The sequence below is a fragment of the Caballeronia sp. INML3B genome (assembly GCF_023631305.1).
In the GTDB taxonomy this organism is placed as follows: domain Bacteria; phylum Pseudomonadota; class Gammaproteobacteria; order Burkholderiales; family Burkholderiaceae; genus Caballeronia; species Caballeronia turbans.
Genome location: NZ_JALQDI010000028.1, coordinates 1 through 14831 on the forward strand (window position 1 = coordinate 1; position 14831 = coordinate 14831).

Genomic DNA, 14831 nt, shown 5'->3' on the forward strand with positions numbered 1-14831 from the left:
CACACCACCGATACCGCCTCTACTCTCGCTTCCTTCGCGTTCATCGAATCGCGAAGGAACGGAATTCTAGTGAGTGAGGCCGAGAAGCGCAAGCGCTTTCTCACCTAATAATCACCGATGCTTGAAGACCGGCTTCCGCTTCTCGACGAACGCCGCCATGCCCTCCTTCTGATCTTCCGTTGCGAACAGCGAATGGAACAAGCGCCTCTCGAAATGCACGCCCTCGGCAAGCGTCGTCTCGTAAGCGCGGTTGACCGCCTCCTTGGCCATCATTACGGCGGGAAGCGAGAAGCCGGCGATGATCGTCGCCGCTTCGACAGCCTCATCGAGCAGGCGATCCGCCCCGACGACCCGCGACACAAGCCCAGCGCGCTCGGCCTCGTCAGCATCCATCATGCGCGCGGTCAGGCAGAGATCCATCGCCTTGGCCTTGGAGACGGCGCGCGGCAAGCGCTGGGTGCCTCCAGCACCTGGGATCACGCCAAGCTTGATCTCCGGTTGACCGAACCGGGCGGTATCGGCTGCGATGACGATGTCGCACATCATCGCAAGTTCGCAGCCGCCGCCGAGCGCGAAGCCCGCCACCGCTGCGATGATGGGTTTGCGAATCGTGCGGATTGTTTCCCAATTGCGCGTGATGTAGTCGCCCTTATAGACATCCATATAGGAATAGCTGGCCATCATGCCAATGTCAGCGCCGGCCGCGAACGCCTTCTCGCTTCCGGTCAAGACGATCGCGCCGATGTTCTCGTCGGCGTCGAAGGCCTTGAGCACCGTGCCCAGTTCGTCCATCAACGCATCGTTGAGCGCATTGAGCGCTTTCGGGCGGTTCAGCGTAATCAGCCCGACCCGACCGCGCGTTTCCACCAGCAGATTCTCGTAAGCCATTCGCTCCTCCTTGGGATCCTCAGGTAAGCCCTAATGAAAAGACGTCGTCACAGCATTCCGATAATGCTACCATTACCAACCAACCGGTCGGTTAATTATTCGGCCCGGCACCTTCCCTTCGTTCTCTTCTCTCGACCATGACACATCCGCTATTCACGAAGCACGAAGCGACGCTCGCCAAAGCGCTCACAGCCATCGAAACGCGCGGCTACTGGAGCCCGTTTGCCGAAATGCCGAGCCCCAAAGTGTACGGGGAAACGGCCAACGCCGATGGAGAAGCCGCGTTCAAAGCCCACTTCGGCAAGACCTTCGAACTCGATCAGCCGTCGACGGACGAGACGGTCGGGAAGGAGCGCTCGCCGTTCGGCATCGCGCTCGACATCCGCTATCCGAAGTCCAGTCCGGACGCGCTCATCCGAGCCGCAGCCGACGCTCAGGCCGACTGGCGCTCTGCCGGGCCACAAGCATGGGTCGGCGTGAGCCTCGAAATTCTTTCGCGTCTGAACCGCGCCAGTTTCGAGATTGCGTACAGCGTGATGCATACGACCGGCCAGGCATTCATGATGGCTTTCCAGGCCGGTGGCCCGCACGCGCAAGACCGCGCGCTCGAAGCCGTCGTCTACGCGTGGGACCAACTGCGCCGCATTCCCGCCGAAGCGCATTGGGAAAAACCGCAAGGCAAGAACCCGCCGCTTGCGATGCACAAGCGCTTCTCCGTCGTCCCGCGCGGCACGGGCCTCGTGCTCGGCTGCTGCACCTTCCCGACCTGGAACGGCTATCCCGGCATGTTCGCCGATCTCGCAACGGGCAACACCGTCATCGTCAAGCCGCACCCAGGCGCGATCCTGCCGCTCGCAATCACGGTGCGCATCGCCCGTGAAGTCCTTCGCGAGGCGGGATTCGATCCAAACGTCGTCACCCTGCTCGCCACCGAACCCAACGACGGCGGGCTGGTTCAAGAACTGGCCGTGCGTCCCGAAATCAAGCTGATCGACTTCACGGGCAGCACGCAAAACGGCACGTGGCTCGAGCGCAATGCGCATCAGGCCCAGGTGTACACCGAAAAGGCCGGCGTGAATCAGATCGTCATCGACTCCGTGGACGACATGAAGGCCGCCGCACGCAACATCGCCTTTTCGCTCGCCCTCTATTCGGGTCAAATGTGCACGGCGCCGCAGAATATCTACGTGCCGCGCGATGGCATACGCACAGCCGACGGCCAGTTGAGCTTCGATGACGTCGCGAAAGCGCTCGCGAGCGCCCTCGAAAAACTAACGTCCGATGCGGCACGCGCTGTCGAACTCACGGGCGCCATTCAGAACGAAGGCGTCGTGGAACGCGTCGCCGAAGCGCGCAAACTTGGCGACGTTCTCCTCGACAGTCAATCGCTCGTGCACCCGGCATTTCCTGAAGCACGCGTGCACACCCCGCTGATGCTCAAGCTCGACGCACGCACCGACGAGGCCAACTTCACCAAGGAATGGTTCGGCCCGATCTCGTTCGTGATCGCGACTGACTCGACCGCGCAATCGCTCGAACTCGCCGGCTCGATCGCACGCACACACGGCGCGTTGACGTTGTCGGTCTACAGCACCGACGACAAGGTCATCGAAGCCGCGCATGAAGCAGCCATTGAAGGCGGCGTCGCGCTCTCGATCAACCTCACCGGCGGCGTTTTCGTCAATCAAACGGCTGCGTTCTCGGACTTCCACGGAACGGGCGCCAATCCGGCAGCCAATGCCGCGCTGTCTGACGCCGCGTTCGTCGCCAATCGCTTCCGCGTGGTGCAGAGCCGAGTTCATGTTGCTCCGAAGGCTGCGCAAGCGGAAGTCGGCCAAACGGCATAAGCCAAACTGCACAACGCGAAGGCCGAACCGCCGTGCAAACGGCTTATGCCATTCGGCCTAATGGAAAGCAGCCGGCTGCGCGGCTAGTATCGGATTGCAAGGAAAACAGGCCGGCACAGCCGCTGCGGCCAGACTCGGCGACGGAGGAGAAGCAATGACAGAGAAGTCCGTGTTGGTCCACGTCGATCGCGAAACGCGCGTCGCGACGTTGACGCTCAATCGACCCGACAAGCTCAACAGCTTCACGCGCGAGATGCATCGTGAACTGAATCGGGTGCTTACTGAAATAGAGGCGGGCAACGCGCGCGCGTTGGTCATTACTGGCGCCGGCCGCGGTTTTTGCGCGGGCCAGGATCTCGCAGATCTGGATTTCACGCCCGGTTCGATCTCGGATCTCGGGGACCTGATCGACGAGCACTTTAATCCGCTCGTCCGACGACTGCAGGCCATGCCGCTGCCTGTCATCGCCGCTGTGAACGGCACCGCCGCTGGCGCGGGCGCGAATCTCGCGATGGCGTGCGACCTCGTCGTCGCGGCGCGATCGGCGAGTTTCATCCAGGCATTCGTGAAGATCGGCCTCGTGCCGGATTCGGGCGGAAGCTGGCTCTTGCCGCGCCGCGTCGGTGAAGCGCGCGCGCTCGGCCTCGCGCTGACGGGCGAAAAGCTCAGCGCGGAAAAAGCGGAGGCTTGGGGCATCGTGTGGCGCGTCGTCGACGACGCCGAGTTGCCGCAGGCGGCAGCGCAACTGGCCGCGCAACTTGCGCAGCAGCCGGCGCGTGCGGTCATCGCGATCAAACAGGCGATCCGAGCGGGCGCGAACAAGACTTTCGATCAGCAGCTCGACCTCGAACGCGATCTGCAGCGCGAGCTGGGCGCCTCGCCCGATTACATCGAGGGTGTCGCGGCGTTCAAGGAGAAGCGCGCGCCGCGCTTCGAAGGCCTGTGAGCACCGAATCAATCTGGAATCTGGAGACACTTGTGACGCCACAACAACTCGCGGAAGCCACAGCCAAAGCCATGTACGAAGCGGACGCGTGCACCCGCGCGCTCGGCATCGAGCTGATTGAAGTGCGGCCGGGCTATGCGCGGCTGCAAATGGAAGTGCGCGCCGATTTTCTCAACGGTCATGCGATTTGCCACGGCGGGCTGATGTTCACCCTGGCGGACTCCGCGTTCGCCTTCGCCTGCAATTCATACAACATCAGCACGGTCGCCGCGGGTTGCTCGATCGAGTTTCTACGTCCTGTGCGGGGCGGCGATCGTCTGACTGCCGAGGCGATCGAGCAGACCTTGAGCGGCCGCACGGGCATCTACGACATCCGCGTCACGAATCGGGAAGGCGAAGCGGTCGCAATGTTTCGCGGCAAGTCAGCGCAAATCAGAGGTACCGTGATCCCCGCATGACGGGACTCGTCATATGACGGACGTGGCACGAAAAAGCCGCGCCGCACAGTCAGCATCAAGGAGACAGCAATGACCACACCGCTGCCGCTCGAGCCGATCGAAAAGGCAAGCCGCGACGAACTCGCCGCGCTGCAACTCGAACGCCTCAAATGGACGCTCAAACACGCGTACGAGAATTCCCCCGTCTATCGGCGCAAGTTCGACGAAGCCGGCGTGCATCCGGATGACGTCAACTCGCTTTCGGATCTCGCGCGCTTTCCCTTCACGACCAAAAAGGATCTGCGCGATAACTACCCGTTCGGCATGTTCGCCGTGCCCCAGGAACGCGTCTCGCGCATTCACGCGTCGTCCGGCACGACGGGCAAGCCGACAGTCGTCGGCTACACCGCGCAAGATCTGGACAACTGGGCGAACCTCGTCGCGCGCTCGATCCGCGCCGCCGGCGCGCGGCGTGGTGACAAGGTCCATGTGAGCTACGGTTACGGACTTTTCACCGGCGGACTCGGCGCACATTACGGTGCGGAGCGCGCGGGCCTCACGGTCATTCCCTTCGGCGGCGGTCAGACCGAAAAACAGGTGCAACTGATTCAGGACTTCCGCCCCGACATCATCATGGTCACGCCGAGTTACATGCTCTCGATCGCCGATGAACTCGAGCGCCAGGGCATCGATCCGGCGTCGTGCTCCTTGCGCATCGGCATTTTCGGCGCCGAGCCCTGGACGAACGACATGCGTCGCGCGATCGAGACGCGCATGGGCATCGACGCCGTCGACATTTACGGGCTCTCCGAAGTGATGGGGCCTGGCGTGGCGTCCGAATGCGCGGAGACCAAGGACGGCCCGACGATCTGGGAAGATCATTTTTATCCCGAGATCATCGATCCGGAAACCGGCGAAGTGCTACCCGACGGCGAATTTGGCGAGCTCGTGTTCACATCGCTCACGAAGGAAGCGCTGCCGATCATTCGCTATCGCACGCGCGATCTGACGCGCCTGCTGCCCGGCACCGCTCGCACGATGCGTCGCATGGAGAAAATCACGGGTCGCTCCGACGACATGATGATCGTGCGCGGCGTGAACGTCTTCCCGACGCAGATCGAAGAGTTGCTGCTCAAGCGGCCGGTGCTCGCGCCCCACTATCAGATCGTGCTTACCAAGGAAGGTCCTCTCGACGTTCTCACGCTGAACGTGGAGCCTTGTCCGGAATCGGCGCCAGACATCGCGGCGCTCGACAGCGCGAAGGCCGCGCTCGCCTACGACATCAAGGCGCTGATCGGCGTGAGCGCCGAGGTGAACGTGCTCGCGGTGAACGGCATCGAACGTTCGGTTGGGAAGGCTCGACGCGTGATCGATCGGCGCAACTTGACGTCATGACGTAAAAAAGCTCGCGAGCCGTAAAAGCCGCGAGCTTTTTTGTCGCCAGCAAAGCACACGAGAATCAGGAGTTCGGCAACAGCAGCCACATCCTGCCGCCCTGCTTCATGCGTCCGGCGAGATCGCCGGCATCGTCGCCGAGACCCCAGAAGTAATCCGCGCGCACGCCGCCCTTGATCGCCGTGCCGGTGTCCTGCGCGAACACGAGGCGGTTCATCGGCTGGTTGCTGAGCGGACGCGTCGTCTGAAGAAAGACGGGCGTGCCGAGCGGGATCGCCGAGGGATCGACCGCGATCGAACGTTCAGGCGTGAGCGGCACGCCGAGCGCACCGACGGGCCCGTCACCGAGACTTGCGGGCATCGTTTCGTTCGCGGGCATTTCGCGGAAGAAGACGAAGCGCGGATTCACGTCCAGCAGCGCGTCGACACGCGCCGGGTTCGCCTTCGCCCACGCCTTGATGCCTTGCATCGTTGCTTGCGCGGGCGCGAGCTCGCCGCGATCGAGCAGTTCCTTGCCGATCGACCGGTACGGCTGATTGTTCGTGCCGCCGAAGCCGACGCGCATGACGCTGCCATCTTCCATCTTTACGCGTCCGGACCCCTGCACTTGCAGGAAGAACACCTCGATCGGATCGTCGACCCACACGAGCTCGTTGCCGTTCAATACGCCCGAACGTTCGAGCTGCGCGCGCGCAGGCAACGCGGAGCCGGGCTTATAGCGGTATGGCCAGCGATACAGCGCGTACTGATATGGCCCGTGACGCGTGCGCGAGCCGCGCAGCAGCGGCTCGTAGTAGCCGGTCACGAGACCGTCGAGCGTGCCGTCGGTGTTGGCAAGCTGGAAGGGCGTGAAATAGGTTTCGAAGAAGCTGCGCGCCGCCGACATATCCAGGTCGTCGAGCCGCAACGCCGCCGTGCACGCCTTCTGCCAGTTGGCCTGTCGCGCGAGCCGGCTGCAGTTCTGACGCAGCGCGGCTGTCGCGCCGATCAGCGAATCGTCCTGCCAGCCCGGCACCTGCTGCCAGCTCACTGCGGTTAGCCGCGACGCGGAGCGCTGTCCGGGAACGATCGGCGTGCCAGTCGCCGTGCTCGCGCCCGGCTTCACGTAGTTGCCGCCTCCGCACGAGGCGAGCAGGACAGCGGTTGCAATCGATGCGGCCCAGGCCGCTGCTCGTGCGGTCGGCCGCACGAAACGCATACAATGCTCGTTCTTGATGGGAACCGCCATGTCTGATCTGTTCGACGAATATCCAATGCTTATTTTTGCGCTCGAGTCGCTCGTGGCGCTCGCCTTGCTGATCTTCATCGTCGTGTGGACGGCATCGGGCAAGAAGAAGAACCAGAACCGCTCGAACGATCCGGCGAAACGCCGCTGATATGCGTCACGCGCCGCCGGTTACAGCTCAATGGAGCGTGCGCGGCATATGCAATGCGAATTCCGCTACAGGCGCCTCGAAACGCTCGCCGTCTTCAGCCACGCAGAAATACTCTCCGCGCATCGTGCCGACCGGCGTTGCGATCACGGCCCAACTCGTGTATTCGAACTGCTCGCCCGGAGGCAGAAGCGGCTGATGCCCGACGACGCCGAGCCCCTTCACTTCCTGCACGTGATCGTTGCTGTCGGTAATGATCCAGTGTCGCGAGATCAATTGCGCCGCGACCTGACCGGTATTGCGAATCGTCAGCGTGTAGGCGAATGCGTACTGACGGCTATCCGGGTCGGACTGTTCGGGCAAATACCGCGTCTCCACGGAAACGCTGAATTCGTACTGGCTCATCGTTGTTCCAATATCAGTTCGACTGGTCGCTGCCTCACCGGACAAAAGCGCGGACAAAAGCACGGACGAAAACCGCGGACGAAAAGCGCGCGACCGCGCCATCATTGGTCTGGCATTCTGCTTGATGCGAGCGGCGCCCGCAACACGATTGGCGCCCGACGACATGTTCGCACGCGATCCATTGGCCATTCGGACGAAGGACTCGAAGGAAAACGCGGGTTAAAATCACTGCTTTAAGCCGCTACCCGCATACGTCCATGGCGCAATTCCACATCGCTCCCAGTATCCTCTCCGCCGACTTTTCCCGCCTGGGCGAGGAAGTCCGCAACGTCGTCGCCGCCGGCGCCGACTGGATCCACTTCGACGTCATGGACAACCACTACGTGCCGAATCTCACGATCGGCCCGCTAGTGTGCGAAGCCATCCGCCCGCACGTGGACGTGCCCATCGACGTGCATCTCATGGTGCGCCCGGTCGACCGCATCGTGCCGGATTTCGCGAAAGCCGGCGCCAATATGATCAGTTTCCACCCGGAAGGTTCGGATCACATCGACCGCACGCTGTCGCTGATCCGCGATCACGGCTGCAAGGCGGGTCTCGTGTTCAATCCCGCGACGCCGCTCAATTACCTCGACCACGTGATGGACAAGGTCGATCTCGTGCTGATCATGTCGGTCAATCCGGGATTCGGCGGGCAATCGTTCATTCCCGAGGCGCTCAACAAGTTGCGCGAGGCGCGCGCGCGCATCGATGCGTATCGCGATCGCACGGGGCGCGAGATTCATCTGGAAGTCGACGGCGGCGTGAAGATCGACAACATCGCGGAAATCGCCGAAGCCGGCGCGGATTCGTTCGTCGCCGGCTCCGCCATCTTCGGCAAACCGGACTACAAGGAGGTCATCGACGCGATGCGCGCGGAACTGGCCACGGTCGAATCGGGAGCGAAGGAATGAGTGAGCTCGCAGCGGCGCAGTCGCCTTTTGTGAACCGCCCGATCCGGGCCGCCATCATCGACCTCGACGGCACGATGGTCGACACCGCGGATGATTTCGTCGCCGCATTGAACGCGATGCTCGCGCGCATCGGCATCGCACAGCCGGTCACACGCGATGAAGTTACGGACTACGTCGGCAAGGGTTCGGAGAATCTGATTCGCAGCGTGCTCGCGGTGCGCCTGTCGCCGTTGCAAGCGGCCGCGCAATTCGATGACGCGCTCGCGATCTATCAGAGCGAATACGCGAAGGTCAACGGCAAGCACTCGGCGCTCTTCCCGGAAGTGAAGGAAGGCCTCGAAGCGATGCGCGAAAGCGGCGTCCTGCTCGCGTGCGTCACCAACAAGCCGCATCGGTTCGCCGTGGAGTTGCTCGCGCACTTCGGCATCGCGGATTTCTTCAAGGTGATTCTCGGCGGCGATTCTCTGCCCGCGAAGAAGCCCGATCCGCTGCCGATGCTCACCGCATGCGAACGCCTGGACGTCTTGCCGCGCGAAACCGTGGCGGTCGGCGATTCGGAAAATGATGCGCTCGCGGGTCGTGCCGCCGGCCTCGCGACACTGACCGTTCCGTATGGCTACAACCATGGGAAACCTGTGCAATCGGTGAAATCCGATGGTATAGTTTCCTCGCTGCGCACCGCAGCGCTGGCGATAGCCGCCACTCTGGCGCCGCCGGATGCAACACTCACTGAATAAGTCCATCCATTCATGTTTCTCAACAGAAAACGGAGTCTGAGCAGCATCGACCGGGGAGCCTGGCCCTGGCGTCGCTGGTCGCGCTAACCTCGCCCGAGGTTCGCTGAAGCCATGTCGCGTTTTGCTTCATCTGCTTCGGCATCCGTTTTTTGTTTCGCTGCGCATTCCGCGCCGTTTCCGTTGATTCGCTGTATATCGAGCCTCGCTCAGGCACGCGTCGTGTCGTGCTGCGCGAGTCGCCTTACCCGCTTCGGCAATTCGAAGCGGCGGGGCCGCCGTATGCGATCATCACGGGACTCGACCGACCGCAGCGCCCTGCACTCCCCGATGCCGCGCCACCCCTGAAAGCGCGCGTCGCTCAAGGATCGCAACATGACCGAACTCGAATTCCAATCGCTGGCGAACGAAGGCTACAACCGCATTCCGCTCATCGCCGAAGCCCTCGCCGATCTCGAAACGCCGCTCTCGCTTTACCTCAAGCTCGCGCAGACCGAGCGCAACGGCGCGAACTCGTTCCTGCTGGAATCCGTCGTGGGCGGCGAGCGGTTCGGGCGCTACTCGTTCATCGGCCTGCCTGCCCGCACGACCGTGAGCGTGCGCAACGGCAAGACGCAAGTCGTCACGGACGGCAACGTCGTCGAAACGGATGACGGCGATCCGCTCGCGTTTATCGAGCAATTTCAAAAGCGCTTCAAAGTCGCGACGCGCCCCGGCTTGCCGCGCTTCTGCGGTGGTCTCGCCGGCTATTTCGGTTATGACGCGGTGCGCTACATCGAGAAAAAGCTCGCGCACACCGCACCGCCCGACGATCTCGACCTGCCCGACATTCAACTGCTGCTGACCGAAGAAGTCGCGGTCATCGACAACCTCGCGGGCAAGCTCTATCTGATCGTCTACGCCGATCCGACCAGGCCGGAAGCGTATGCCAAAGCGAAGCATCGTCTGCGCGAACTGCGCGCGCGGCTGCGTACGACGGTTCAACCGCCGGTGACGTCCGCGAGCGTGCGCACTGAAACGTACCGCGAGTTCAAGAAGGATGACTATCTGAACGCCGTGCGCAAGGCGAAGGAATACATCGCGGCTGGCGAGCTGATGCAGGTGCAGGTCGGCCAGCGCCTCATCAAGCCGTTCCGCGACAATCCGCTTTCGCTGTATCGCGCGCTGCGTTCGCTGAATCCGTCGCCGTACATGTACTACTACAACTTCGGCGGCGAAATGCACGTGGTCGGCGCGTCGCCGGAAATTCTCGTGCGTCAGGAAAAGCGCGCGGACGATCGCATCGTGACGATTCGTCCGCTCGCCGGCACCCGTCCGCGCGGCAACACGCCCGAGCGCGACGCCGAGCTCGCCACCGAACTGCTGAACGATCCGAAGGAAATCGCCGAGCATGTGATGCTGATCGACCTCGCGCGCAACGACGTCGGCCGCATTGCGCAGACCGGCTCGGTTTCCGTGACGGACAAGATGATCATCGAGAAGTACTCGCACGTGCAGCACATCGTGAGCTCGGTCGAAGGCAAGCTCAAAGACGGCATGAATAACTACGACGTGCTGCGCGCGACCTTCCCCGCCGGCACGCTGTCCGGCGCGCCGAAGGTCCGCGCGATGGAACTCATCGACGAACTGGAGCCGGTCAAGCGCGGTCTTTACGGCGGCGCAGTCGGTTATCTGTCGTTCAGCGGCGAAATGGATCTCGCGATCGCGATTCGCACCGGCCTGATCCACAAAGGCAATCTCTACGTTCAGGCGGCAGCGGGCGTCGTCGCCGATTCGGTGCCCGAATCCGAATGGCAGGAAACGGAGAACAAGGCGCGCGCCGTGCTGCGCGCCGCCGAGCAAGTGCAAGACGGCCTCGACAGCGACTTCTGAGGAGACAAGACCATGCTGCTGATGATCGACAACTACGATTCCTTCACCTACAACCTGGTCCAGTACTTCGGCGAACTCGGCGAGGACGTGCGCACCTATCGCAACGACGAAATCACGCTCGACGCTATCGCGAAGCTCAACCCCGAGCGCATCTGCCTCTCGCCGGGACCGAGCAATCCGCAACACGCGGGCATCACGCTCGACGTATTGCGCGAATTCTCCGGCAAGCTGCCGATTCTCGGCGTGTGCCTCGGCCATCAGGCGATCGGCGAGGCATTCGGCGGGCGCGTCGTGCGCGCGCAGACGATCATGCACGGCAAGGTCAGTCAGATCGAGACGGACTGTAAAGGCGTGTTCGCCGATCTGCCTAAACACTTCAACGTGACGCGCTATCACTCGCTGGCAATTGAGCGCGAGTCTTTGCCCGACTGTCTCGAGGTGTCCGCATGGACGCCGGACGGCGAGATCATGGGCGTGCGTCACAAGGAACTCGAAGTGGAAGGCGTGCAGTTCCATCCGGAATCGATTCTGTCCGAGCACGGCCACGCGCTTCTGGAAAACTTCGTGAAGAACTCATCCACCGGCAAGCGGGCTTAAGAACATGACAATCACCGCACAGGAAGCGCTGCAACGCACGATCGAGCATCGCGAGATTTTTCACGACGAAATGCTGCACCTGATGCGCCAGATCATGCGCGGCGAGATGTCGCCCGTCATGGCGGCCGCGATCATCACCGGCTTGCGCGTGAAGAAGGAAACCATCGGCGAGATCGCGGCGGCCGCGACCGTGATGCGCGAGTTCGCGAATCATGTCGAAGTCGAGGACAACTCGCATTTCGTCGATATCGTCGGCACGGGCGGCGACGGCTCGCACACGTTCAACATCTCCACCGCGTCGATGTTCGTTGCGGCCGCGGCGGGCGCGAAGGTCGCAAAGCACGGCAACCGCGGCGTGTCTAGCAAGTCGGGCAGCGCGGACGTACTCGAAGCGCTCGGCGTGAACATCGATCTGACACCGGAACAAGTGGCCGCGTCGATTGCCGAAACCGGCATGGGCTTCATGTTCGCGCCGAACCATCATCCGGCGATGAAGAACATCGCGCCCGTGCGCCGCGAACTGGGCGTGCGGACCATTTTCAATATTCTCGGGCCGCTGACGAACCCGGCCGCCGCGCCGAACCAGCTTCAGGGCGTATTTCACGAAGACCTCGTCGGCATTCAGGTTCGCGTGATGCAGCGTCTCGGCGCGAAACACGTGCTGGTGGTGTACGGCAAGGACGGCATGGACGAAGTGTCGCTCGGCGCCGCGACGAAAGTCGGCGAACTGAAGAACGGTGAAGTGACCGAGTACGAGATTCATCCTGAGGATTTCGGCCTGCAGATGGTGTCGAACCGCTCGTTGAAGGTGCAGGACGCGCAGGAATCGAAGGCCATGCTGCTCGGCGCGCTGAACAACAAGGCGGGCGTGGCGCGCGAAATCGTCACCTTGAATGCCGGCACGGCGCTTTATGCCGCGGACGTCGTCGATTCGATCGACGCGGGCATGGCCGCCGCGCGCGAAGCGATTGCGAGCGGCGCCGCACGCGAAAAGATTGAAGCGCTCGTGAAATTCACGCAGCAGTTTGCGAAGAAATAACGGAAGCCAACATGAGTGACATTCTGGATCGCATCATCGCGGTCAAGCGCGAGGAAATTCGCGCCGCCGAACAAAGCGCGCCGCTCGAAGAGCTGAAACTCGAAGCCAGCGCGCGCGACCTTCGCGATTTCGTCGGCGCATTGCGGGCGAAACATGCGGCGAATCAGGCCGCGGTCATTGCCGAAGTGAAGAAAGCGAGTCCGTCGAAGGGCGTGCTGCGCGAGCACTTCGTGCCTGCCGATATCGCGCGCTCGTACGAAAAAGGCGGCGCCGCGTGCCTTTCCGTCCTCACCGACGTGCAGTTCTTCAAGGGCAGCGTCGCCTATCTGGAAGAAGCGCGCGCCGCGTGCAGCCTGCCGGTGCTGCGCAAGGACTTCATCATCGATCCGTATCAGATCATCGAAGCGCGCGCGATGGGCGCGGACTGCATCCTGCTGATCGCGGCCGCGCTCGAACTCTCGCAAATGCAGGATCTCGAAGCCTACGCGCACTCGCTCGGGCTCGCGGTGCTGGTCGAAGTGCACGACGCCGACGAACTGCGCGATGCGCTCACGCTGAAGACACCGCTCATCGGCATTAATAATCGCAATCTGCGCACGTTCGAGACGACGATCGACACGACCATCGGCATGCTGGAATCGGTGCCGGATGACCGCATCGTCGTGACGGAATCCGGCATTCTGTCGCGCCTCGATGTCGACCGGCTGCGAGCGATGCGCGTGCATACGTTCCTCGTCGGCGAAGCGTTCATGCGCGCCGACGATCCGGGCGCGGAACTCGCACGCATGTTCTTCTGATTTCACCGACAGGAACCGCATGGGCATCGAACGGGAACTCAAGCTCGCGCTCGCGCCGTCGCAACATGACGACGTCGCGCGCTTCTTCGACGAGCGCACGGGCGCGGGCAAGCCGATCGAGCTTGCCAACGTCTATTTCGATACGCCGGACTGCGCGCTCGCGAAGGCGAAGTCCGCGCTGCGCCTGCGCCGCACGCCGGAGCAATGGCTGCAGACGTTCAAGACGCTCGGCAAATCGGTCGCGGGTTTGAGCAACCGTCACGAGTGGGAATTGCCCGTCGAAGGCGAAGCGCTCGAAATCGACGCCCTGATCGCCGCTTGCGACGACGACACCGCACGCGAAGCGCTGGCACGCGCCGCGCCCGGTCTGATCGCGCTCTTCAAGACCGACTTCAGGCGCATCGTGTGGGATATCGAGCGGGAAGGTTCGCAGATCGAAGTCGCGCTGGATGTCGGCCAGATCACCGCCGACGTCGACGGCGAGACGCGTCGCGCGGACATCAGCGAACTGGAACTGGAACTGAAGTCCGGCGAAGAAACCGCGCTTTCGATGCTCGCCGCCGAATTGCGCGGCGCGTTTCCCGAACTCGTTCCCGAGGATCTCAGCAAAGCCCAGCGCGGATATCTGCTGCGCGGACAGCCCGAAAAAAACCGCAACGCCCGAGCATGAGCCAACAGCCGTCCCTTTTCGCGGATAACGAATCCGCGCCTGCGTCGACTTTCGCGACGCTCGAAAGCCAGTTCGAAGCGCTGCCCGCCGACTGGCGCACGCATCTGAAGCCTTTCATCGAAAGCAAGCACTACGCCGCGTTGTGCGCATTCGTCGATGACGAGCGCGCCGCCGGCAAGACAGTTTATCCCGCCGATGTTTTCCGCGCGCTGCGTCTCACGAATCCCGGCGACGTGAAAGTCGTGATTCTCGGGCAAGACCCGTATCACGGCGAGGACAAGGGTGCGCCGCAAGCGCACGGCCTGGCGTTCTCGGTGCCCGCGCCGGTGCGTCCGCCGCCTTCGTTGCGCAACATCTTCAAGGAGATTCACGCAAGTCTCGGGTTTCCCGCGCCCGCGCACGGTTGTCTCGATTCGTGGGCGAAGCAAGGCGTGCTGCTGCTCAACACGTCGCTGACGGTCGAGCGCGACAAAGCCGGCAGCCACGCGAAACGCGGCTGGGAGCAATGCACCGATACGCTGATCCACGAAATGGCGCAGCGTCACGACGGGCTCGTGTTCATGCTGTGGGGTGCGCACGCGCAGGCAAAGCGCGGTTTGATCGAAGGCACGGGGAAATCGCATTGCGTGCTGGAGGCGGCGCATCCTTCACCGTTGTCGGCGTATCGCGGATTTTTCGGCTGCGGACATTTCGCGCGCGCGAACGAATACCTGACCGAGTACGGGCGTGAGGCAATCGACTGGCGCTTGCCCGCCGAGCCGGAATTGCTCGCTTGAACGCAAAAAAACCCCGCATAAGCGGTAATGCCGTTCAGTTAAGGTCTTTTCTTAGATAACGAACGGTGTACCGTTTAGGGCGGGATTTGACGACCCGGTCGC

At 62.6% G+C, this 14831-nt stretch carries 15 protein-coding genes; 12 read left to right on the top strand and 3 right to left on the bottom strand.

The genetic code is table 11. The annotated features are described in order from the left end of the window. Positions 1-111: 111 nt before the first annotated feature. A complete protein-coding gene (locus NCS58_RS12755; RefSeq protein ID WP_061121897.1) occupies positions 112-888 on the bottom strand; it encodes an enoyl-CoA hydratase in 777 nt (258 codons plus the stop codon). Positions 889-1025: 137 nt separating this feature from the next. On the opposite strand from NCS58_RS12755, the gene paaN reads away from it, so the two are divergent. From paaN to paaK, 4 genes are all read left to right on the top strand, one after another. Next, complete coding sequence (gene paaN, locus NCS58_RS12760) at positions 1026-2735, top strand: phenylacetic acid degradation protein PaaN (RefSeq protein ID WP_250477117.1); 1710 nt, start codon at positions 1026-1028, stop codon at positions 2733-2735. A gap of 154 nt (positions 2736-2889) precedes the next feature. After that, positions 2890-3681: a 2-(1,2-epoxy-1,2-dihydrophenyl)acetyl-CoA isomerase PaaG gene (gene paaG, locus NCS58_RS12765; RefSeq protein WP_250538546.1), complete on the top strand. Its 792-nt coding sequence runs from the start codon at positions 2890-2892 to the stop codon at positions 3679-3681. 71 nt (positions 3682-3752) lie between these two features. Next, positions 3753-4139, top strand: coding sequence for a hydroxyphenylacetyl-CoA thioesterase PaaI (gene paaI / locus NCS58_RS12770; protein ID WP_250477124.1), 387 nt, complete (start codon positions 3753-3755; stop codon positions 4137-4139). Positions 4140-4208: 69 nt separating this feature from the next. Then, positions 4209-5513, top strand: a complete 1305-nt coding sequence (gene paaK, locus NCS58_RS12775; RefSeq protein WP_250538547.1) for a phenylacetate--CoA ligase PaaK — start codon at positions 4209-4211, stop codon at positions 5511-5513. A 64-nt stretch (positions 5514-5577) separates the two neighbouring features. Here the strand turns inward: paaK and NCS58_RS12780 are convergent, their stop codons facing one another. Both NCS58_RS12780 and apaG read right to left on the bottom strand, forming a co-directional pair. Next, entirely contained in the window at positions 5578-6819 is a 1242-nt protein-coding gene (locus tag NCS58_RS12780; RefSeq protein ID WP_250477120.1) for a murein transglycosylase A, read from the bottom strand. A gap of 97 nt (positions 6820-6916) precedes the next feature. Continuing rightward, the gene (apaG, locus tag NCS58_RS12785; protein ID WP_035510926.1) at positions 6917-7291 is read right to left on the bottom strand and encodes a Co2+/Mg2+ efflux protein ApaG; all 375 of its coding nucleotides are present in this window, start codon (positions 7289-7291) and stop codon (positions 6917-6919) included. Positions 7292-7548: 257 nt separating this feature from the next. Between apaG and rpe the strand changes: the two genes are divergently transcribed. The 8 genes from rpe (at position 7549) to NCS58_RS12825 (ending at position 14729) form a co-directional block, all read left to right on the top strand. Beyond that, the gene (gene rpe, locus NCS58_RS12790) at positions 7549-8244 is read left to right on the top strand and encodes a ribulose-phosphate 3-epimerase (RefSeq protein ID WP_061121903.1); all 696 of its coding nucleotides are present in this window, start codon (positions 7549-7551) and stop codon (positions 8242-8244) included. Continuing rightward, positions 8241-8981 carry a phosphoglycolate phosphatase gene (locus tag NCS58_RS12795; RefSeq protein WP_061121904.1) on the top strand — a complete coding sequence of 247 codons (741 nt, stop codon included), beginning with the start codon at positions 8241-8243 and terminating at the stop codon, positions 8979-8981. The genes rpe and NCS58_RS12795 overlap by 4 nt, the downstream gene beginning before the upstream one ends. A 372-nt stretch (positions 8982-9353) precedes the next feature. Then, positions 9354-10850 (top strand): anthranilate synthase component I, encoded by a 1497-nt coding sequence (gene trpE / locus NCS58_RS12800; protein WP_061121905.1) that lies wholly within the window; start codon positions 9354-9356, stop codon positions 10848-10850. A gap of 12 nt (positions 10851-10862) precedes the next feature. Further along, positions 10863-11447: an aminodeoxychorismate/anthranilate synthase component II gene (locus NCS58_RS12805; protein ID WP_061121906.1), complete on the top strand. Its 585-nt coding sequence runs from the start codon at positions 10863-10865 to the stop codon at positions 11445-11447. A gap of 4 nt (positions 11448-11451) precedes the next feature. Beyond that, the gene (gene trpD / locus NCS58_RS12810; RefSeq protein ID WP_250477121.1) at positions 11452-12486 is read left to right on the top strand and encodes an anthranilate phosphoribosyltransferase; all 1035 of its coding nucleotides are present in this window, start codon (positions 11452-11454) and stop codon (positions 12484-12486) included. 11 nt (positions 12487-12497) lie between these two features. Then, on the top strand, positions 12498-13283 hold the full coding sequence (gene trpC, locus NCS58_RS12815) for an indole-3-glycerol phosphate synthase TrpC (RefSeq protein WP_061121908.1): 786 nt from the start codon (positions 12498-12500) through the stop codon (positions 13281-13283). A gap of 19 nt (positions 13284-13302) precedes the next feature. Further along, positions 13303-13953 carry a CYTH domain-containing protein gene (locus tag NCS58_RS12820; protein ID WP_250477122.1) on the top strand — a complete coding sequence of 217 codons (651 nt, stop codon included), beginning with the start codon at positions 13303-13305 and terminating at the stop codon, positions 13951-13953. Next, positions 13950-14729 carry a uracil-DNA glycosylase gene (locus NCS58_RS12825; RefSeq protein ID WP_250477123.1) on the top strand — a complete coding sequence of 260 codons (780 nt, stop codon included), beginning with the start codon at positions 13950-13952 and terminating at the stop codon, positions 14727-14729. Before NCS58_RS12820 ends, NCS58_RS12825 begins: the two co-directional genes overlap by 4 nt. Positions 14730-14831: the final 102 nt, after the last annotated feature.

What these genes read in the sequence shown, in the direction of transcription:
- NCS58_RS12820 (WP_250477122.1), top strand. Translation starts at nt 13,303, where the DNA reads ATGGGCATCGAACGGGAACTCAAGCTCGCGCTCGCGCCGTCGCAACAT.
- NCS58_RS12780 (WP_250477120.1), bottom strand. Translation starts at nt 6,819, where the DNA reads ATGAAGATCAGCAAGGCGAGCGCCACGAGCGACTCGAGCGCAAAAATA.
- paaK (WP_250538547.1), top strand. Translation starts at nt 4,209, where the DNA reads ATGACCACACCGCTGCCGCTCGAGCCGATCGAAAAGGCAAGCCGCGAC.
- paaN (WP_250477117.1), top strand. Translation starts at nt 1,026, where the DNA reads ATGACACATCCGCTATTCACGAAGCACGAAGCGACGCTCGCCAAAGCG.
- NCS58_RS12825 (WP_250477123.1), top strand. Translation starts at nt 13,950, where the DNA reads ATGAGCCAACAGCCGTCCCTTTTCGCGGATAACGAATCCGCGCCTGCG.
- NCS58_RS12795 (WP_061121904.1), top strand. Translation starts at nt 8,241, where the DNA reads ATGAGTGAGCTCGCAGCGGCGCAGTCGCCTTTTGTGAACCGCCCGATC.
- trpC (WP_061121908.1), top strand. Translation starts at nt 12,498, where the DNA reads ATGAGTGACATTCTGGATCGCATCATCGCGGTCAAGCGCGAGGAAATT.
- NCS58_RS12755 (WP_061121897.1), bottom strand. Translation starts at nt 888, where the DNA reads ATGGCTTACGAGAATCTGCTGGTGGAAACGCGCGGTCGGGTCGGGCTG.
- NCS58_RS12805 (WP_061121906.1), top strand. Translation starts at nt 10,863, where the DNA reads ATGCTGCTGATGATCGACAACTACGATTCCTTCACCTACAACCTGGTC.
- trpD (WP_250477121.1), top strand. Translation starts at nt 11,452, where the DNA reads ATGACAATCACCGCACAGGAAGCGCTGCAACGCACGATCGAGCATCGC.
- trpE (WP_061121905.1), top strand. Translation starts at nt 9,354, where the DNA reads ATGACCGAACTCGAATTCCAATCGCTGGCGAACGAAGGCTACAACCGC.
- paaI (WP_250477124.1), top strand. Translation starts at nt 3,753, where the DNA reads ATGTACGAAGCGGACGCGTGCACCCGCGCGCTCGGCATCGAGCTGATT.
- rpe (WP_061121903.1), top strand. Translation starts at nt 7,549, where the DNA reads ATGGCGCAATTCCACATCGCTCCCAGTATCCTCTCCGCCGACTTTTCC.
- apaG (WP_035510926.1), bottom strand. Translation starts at nt 7,291, where the DNA reads ATGAGCCAGTACGAATTCAGCGTTTCCGTGGAGACGCGGTATTTGCCC.
- paaG (WP_250538546.1), top strand. Translation starts at nt 2,890, where the DNA reads ATGACAGAGAAGTCCGTGTTGGTCCACGTCGATCGCGAAACGCGCGTC.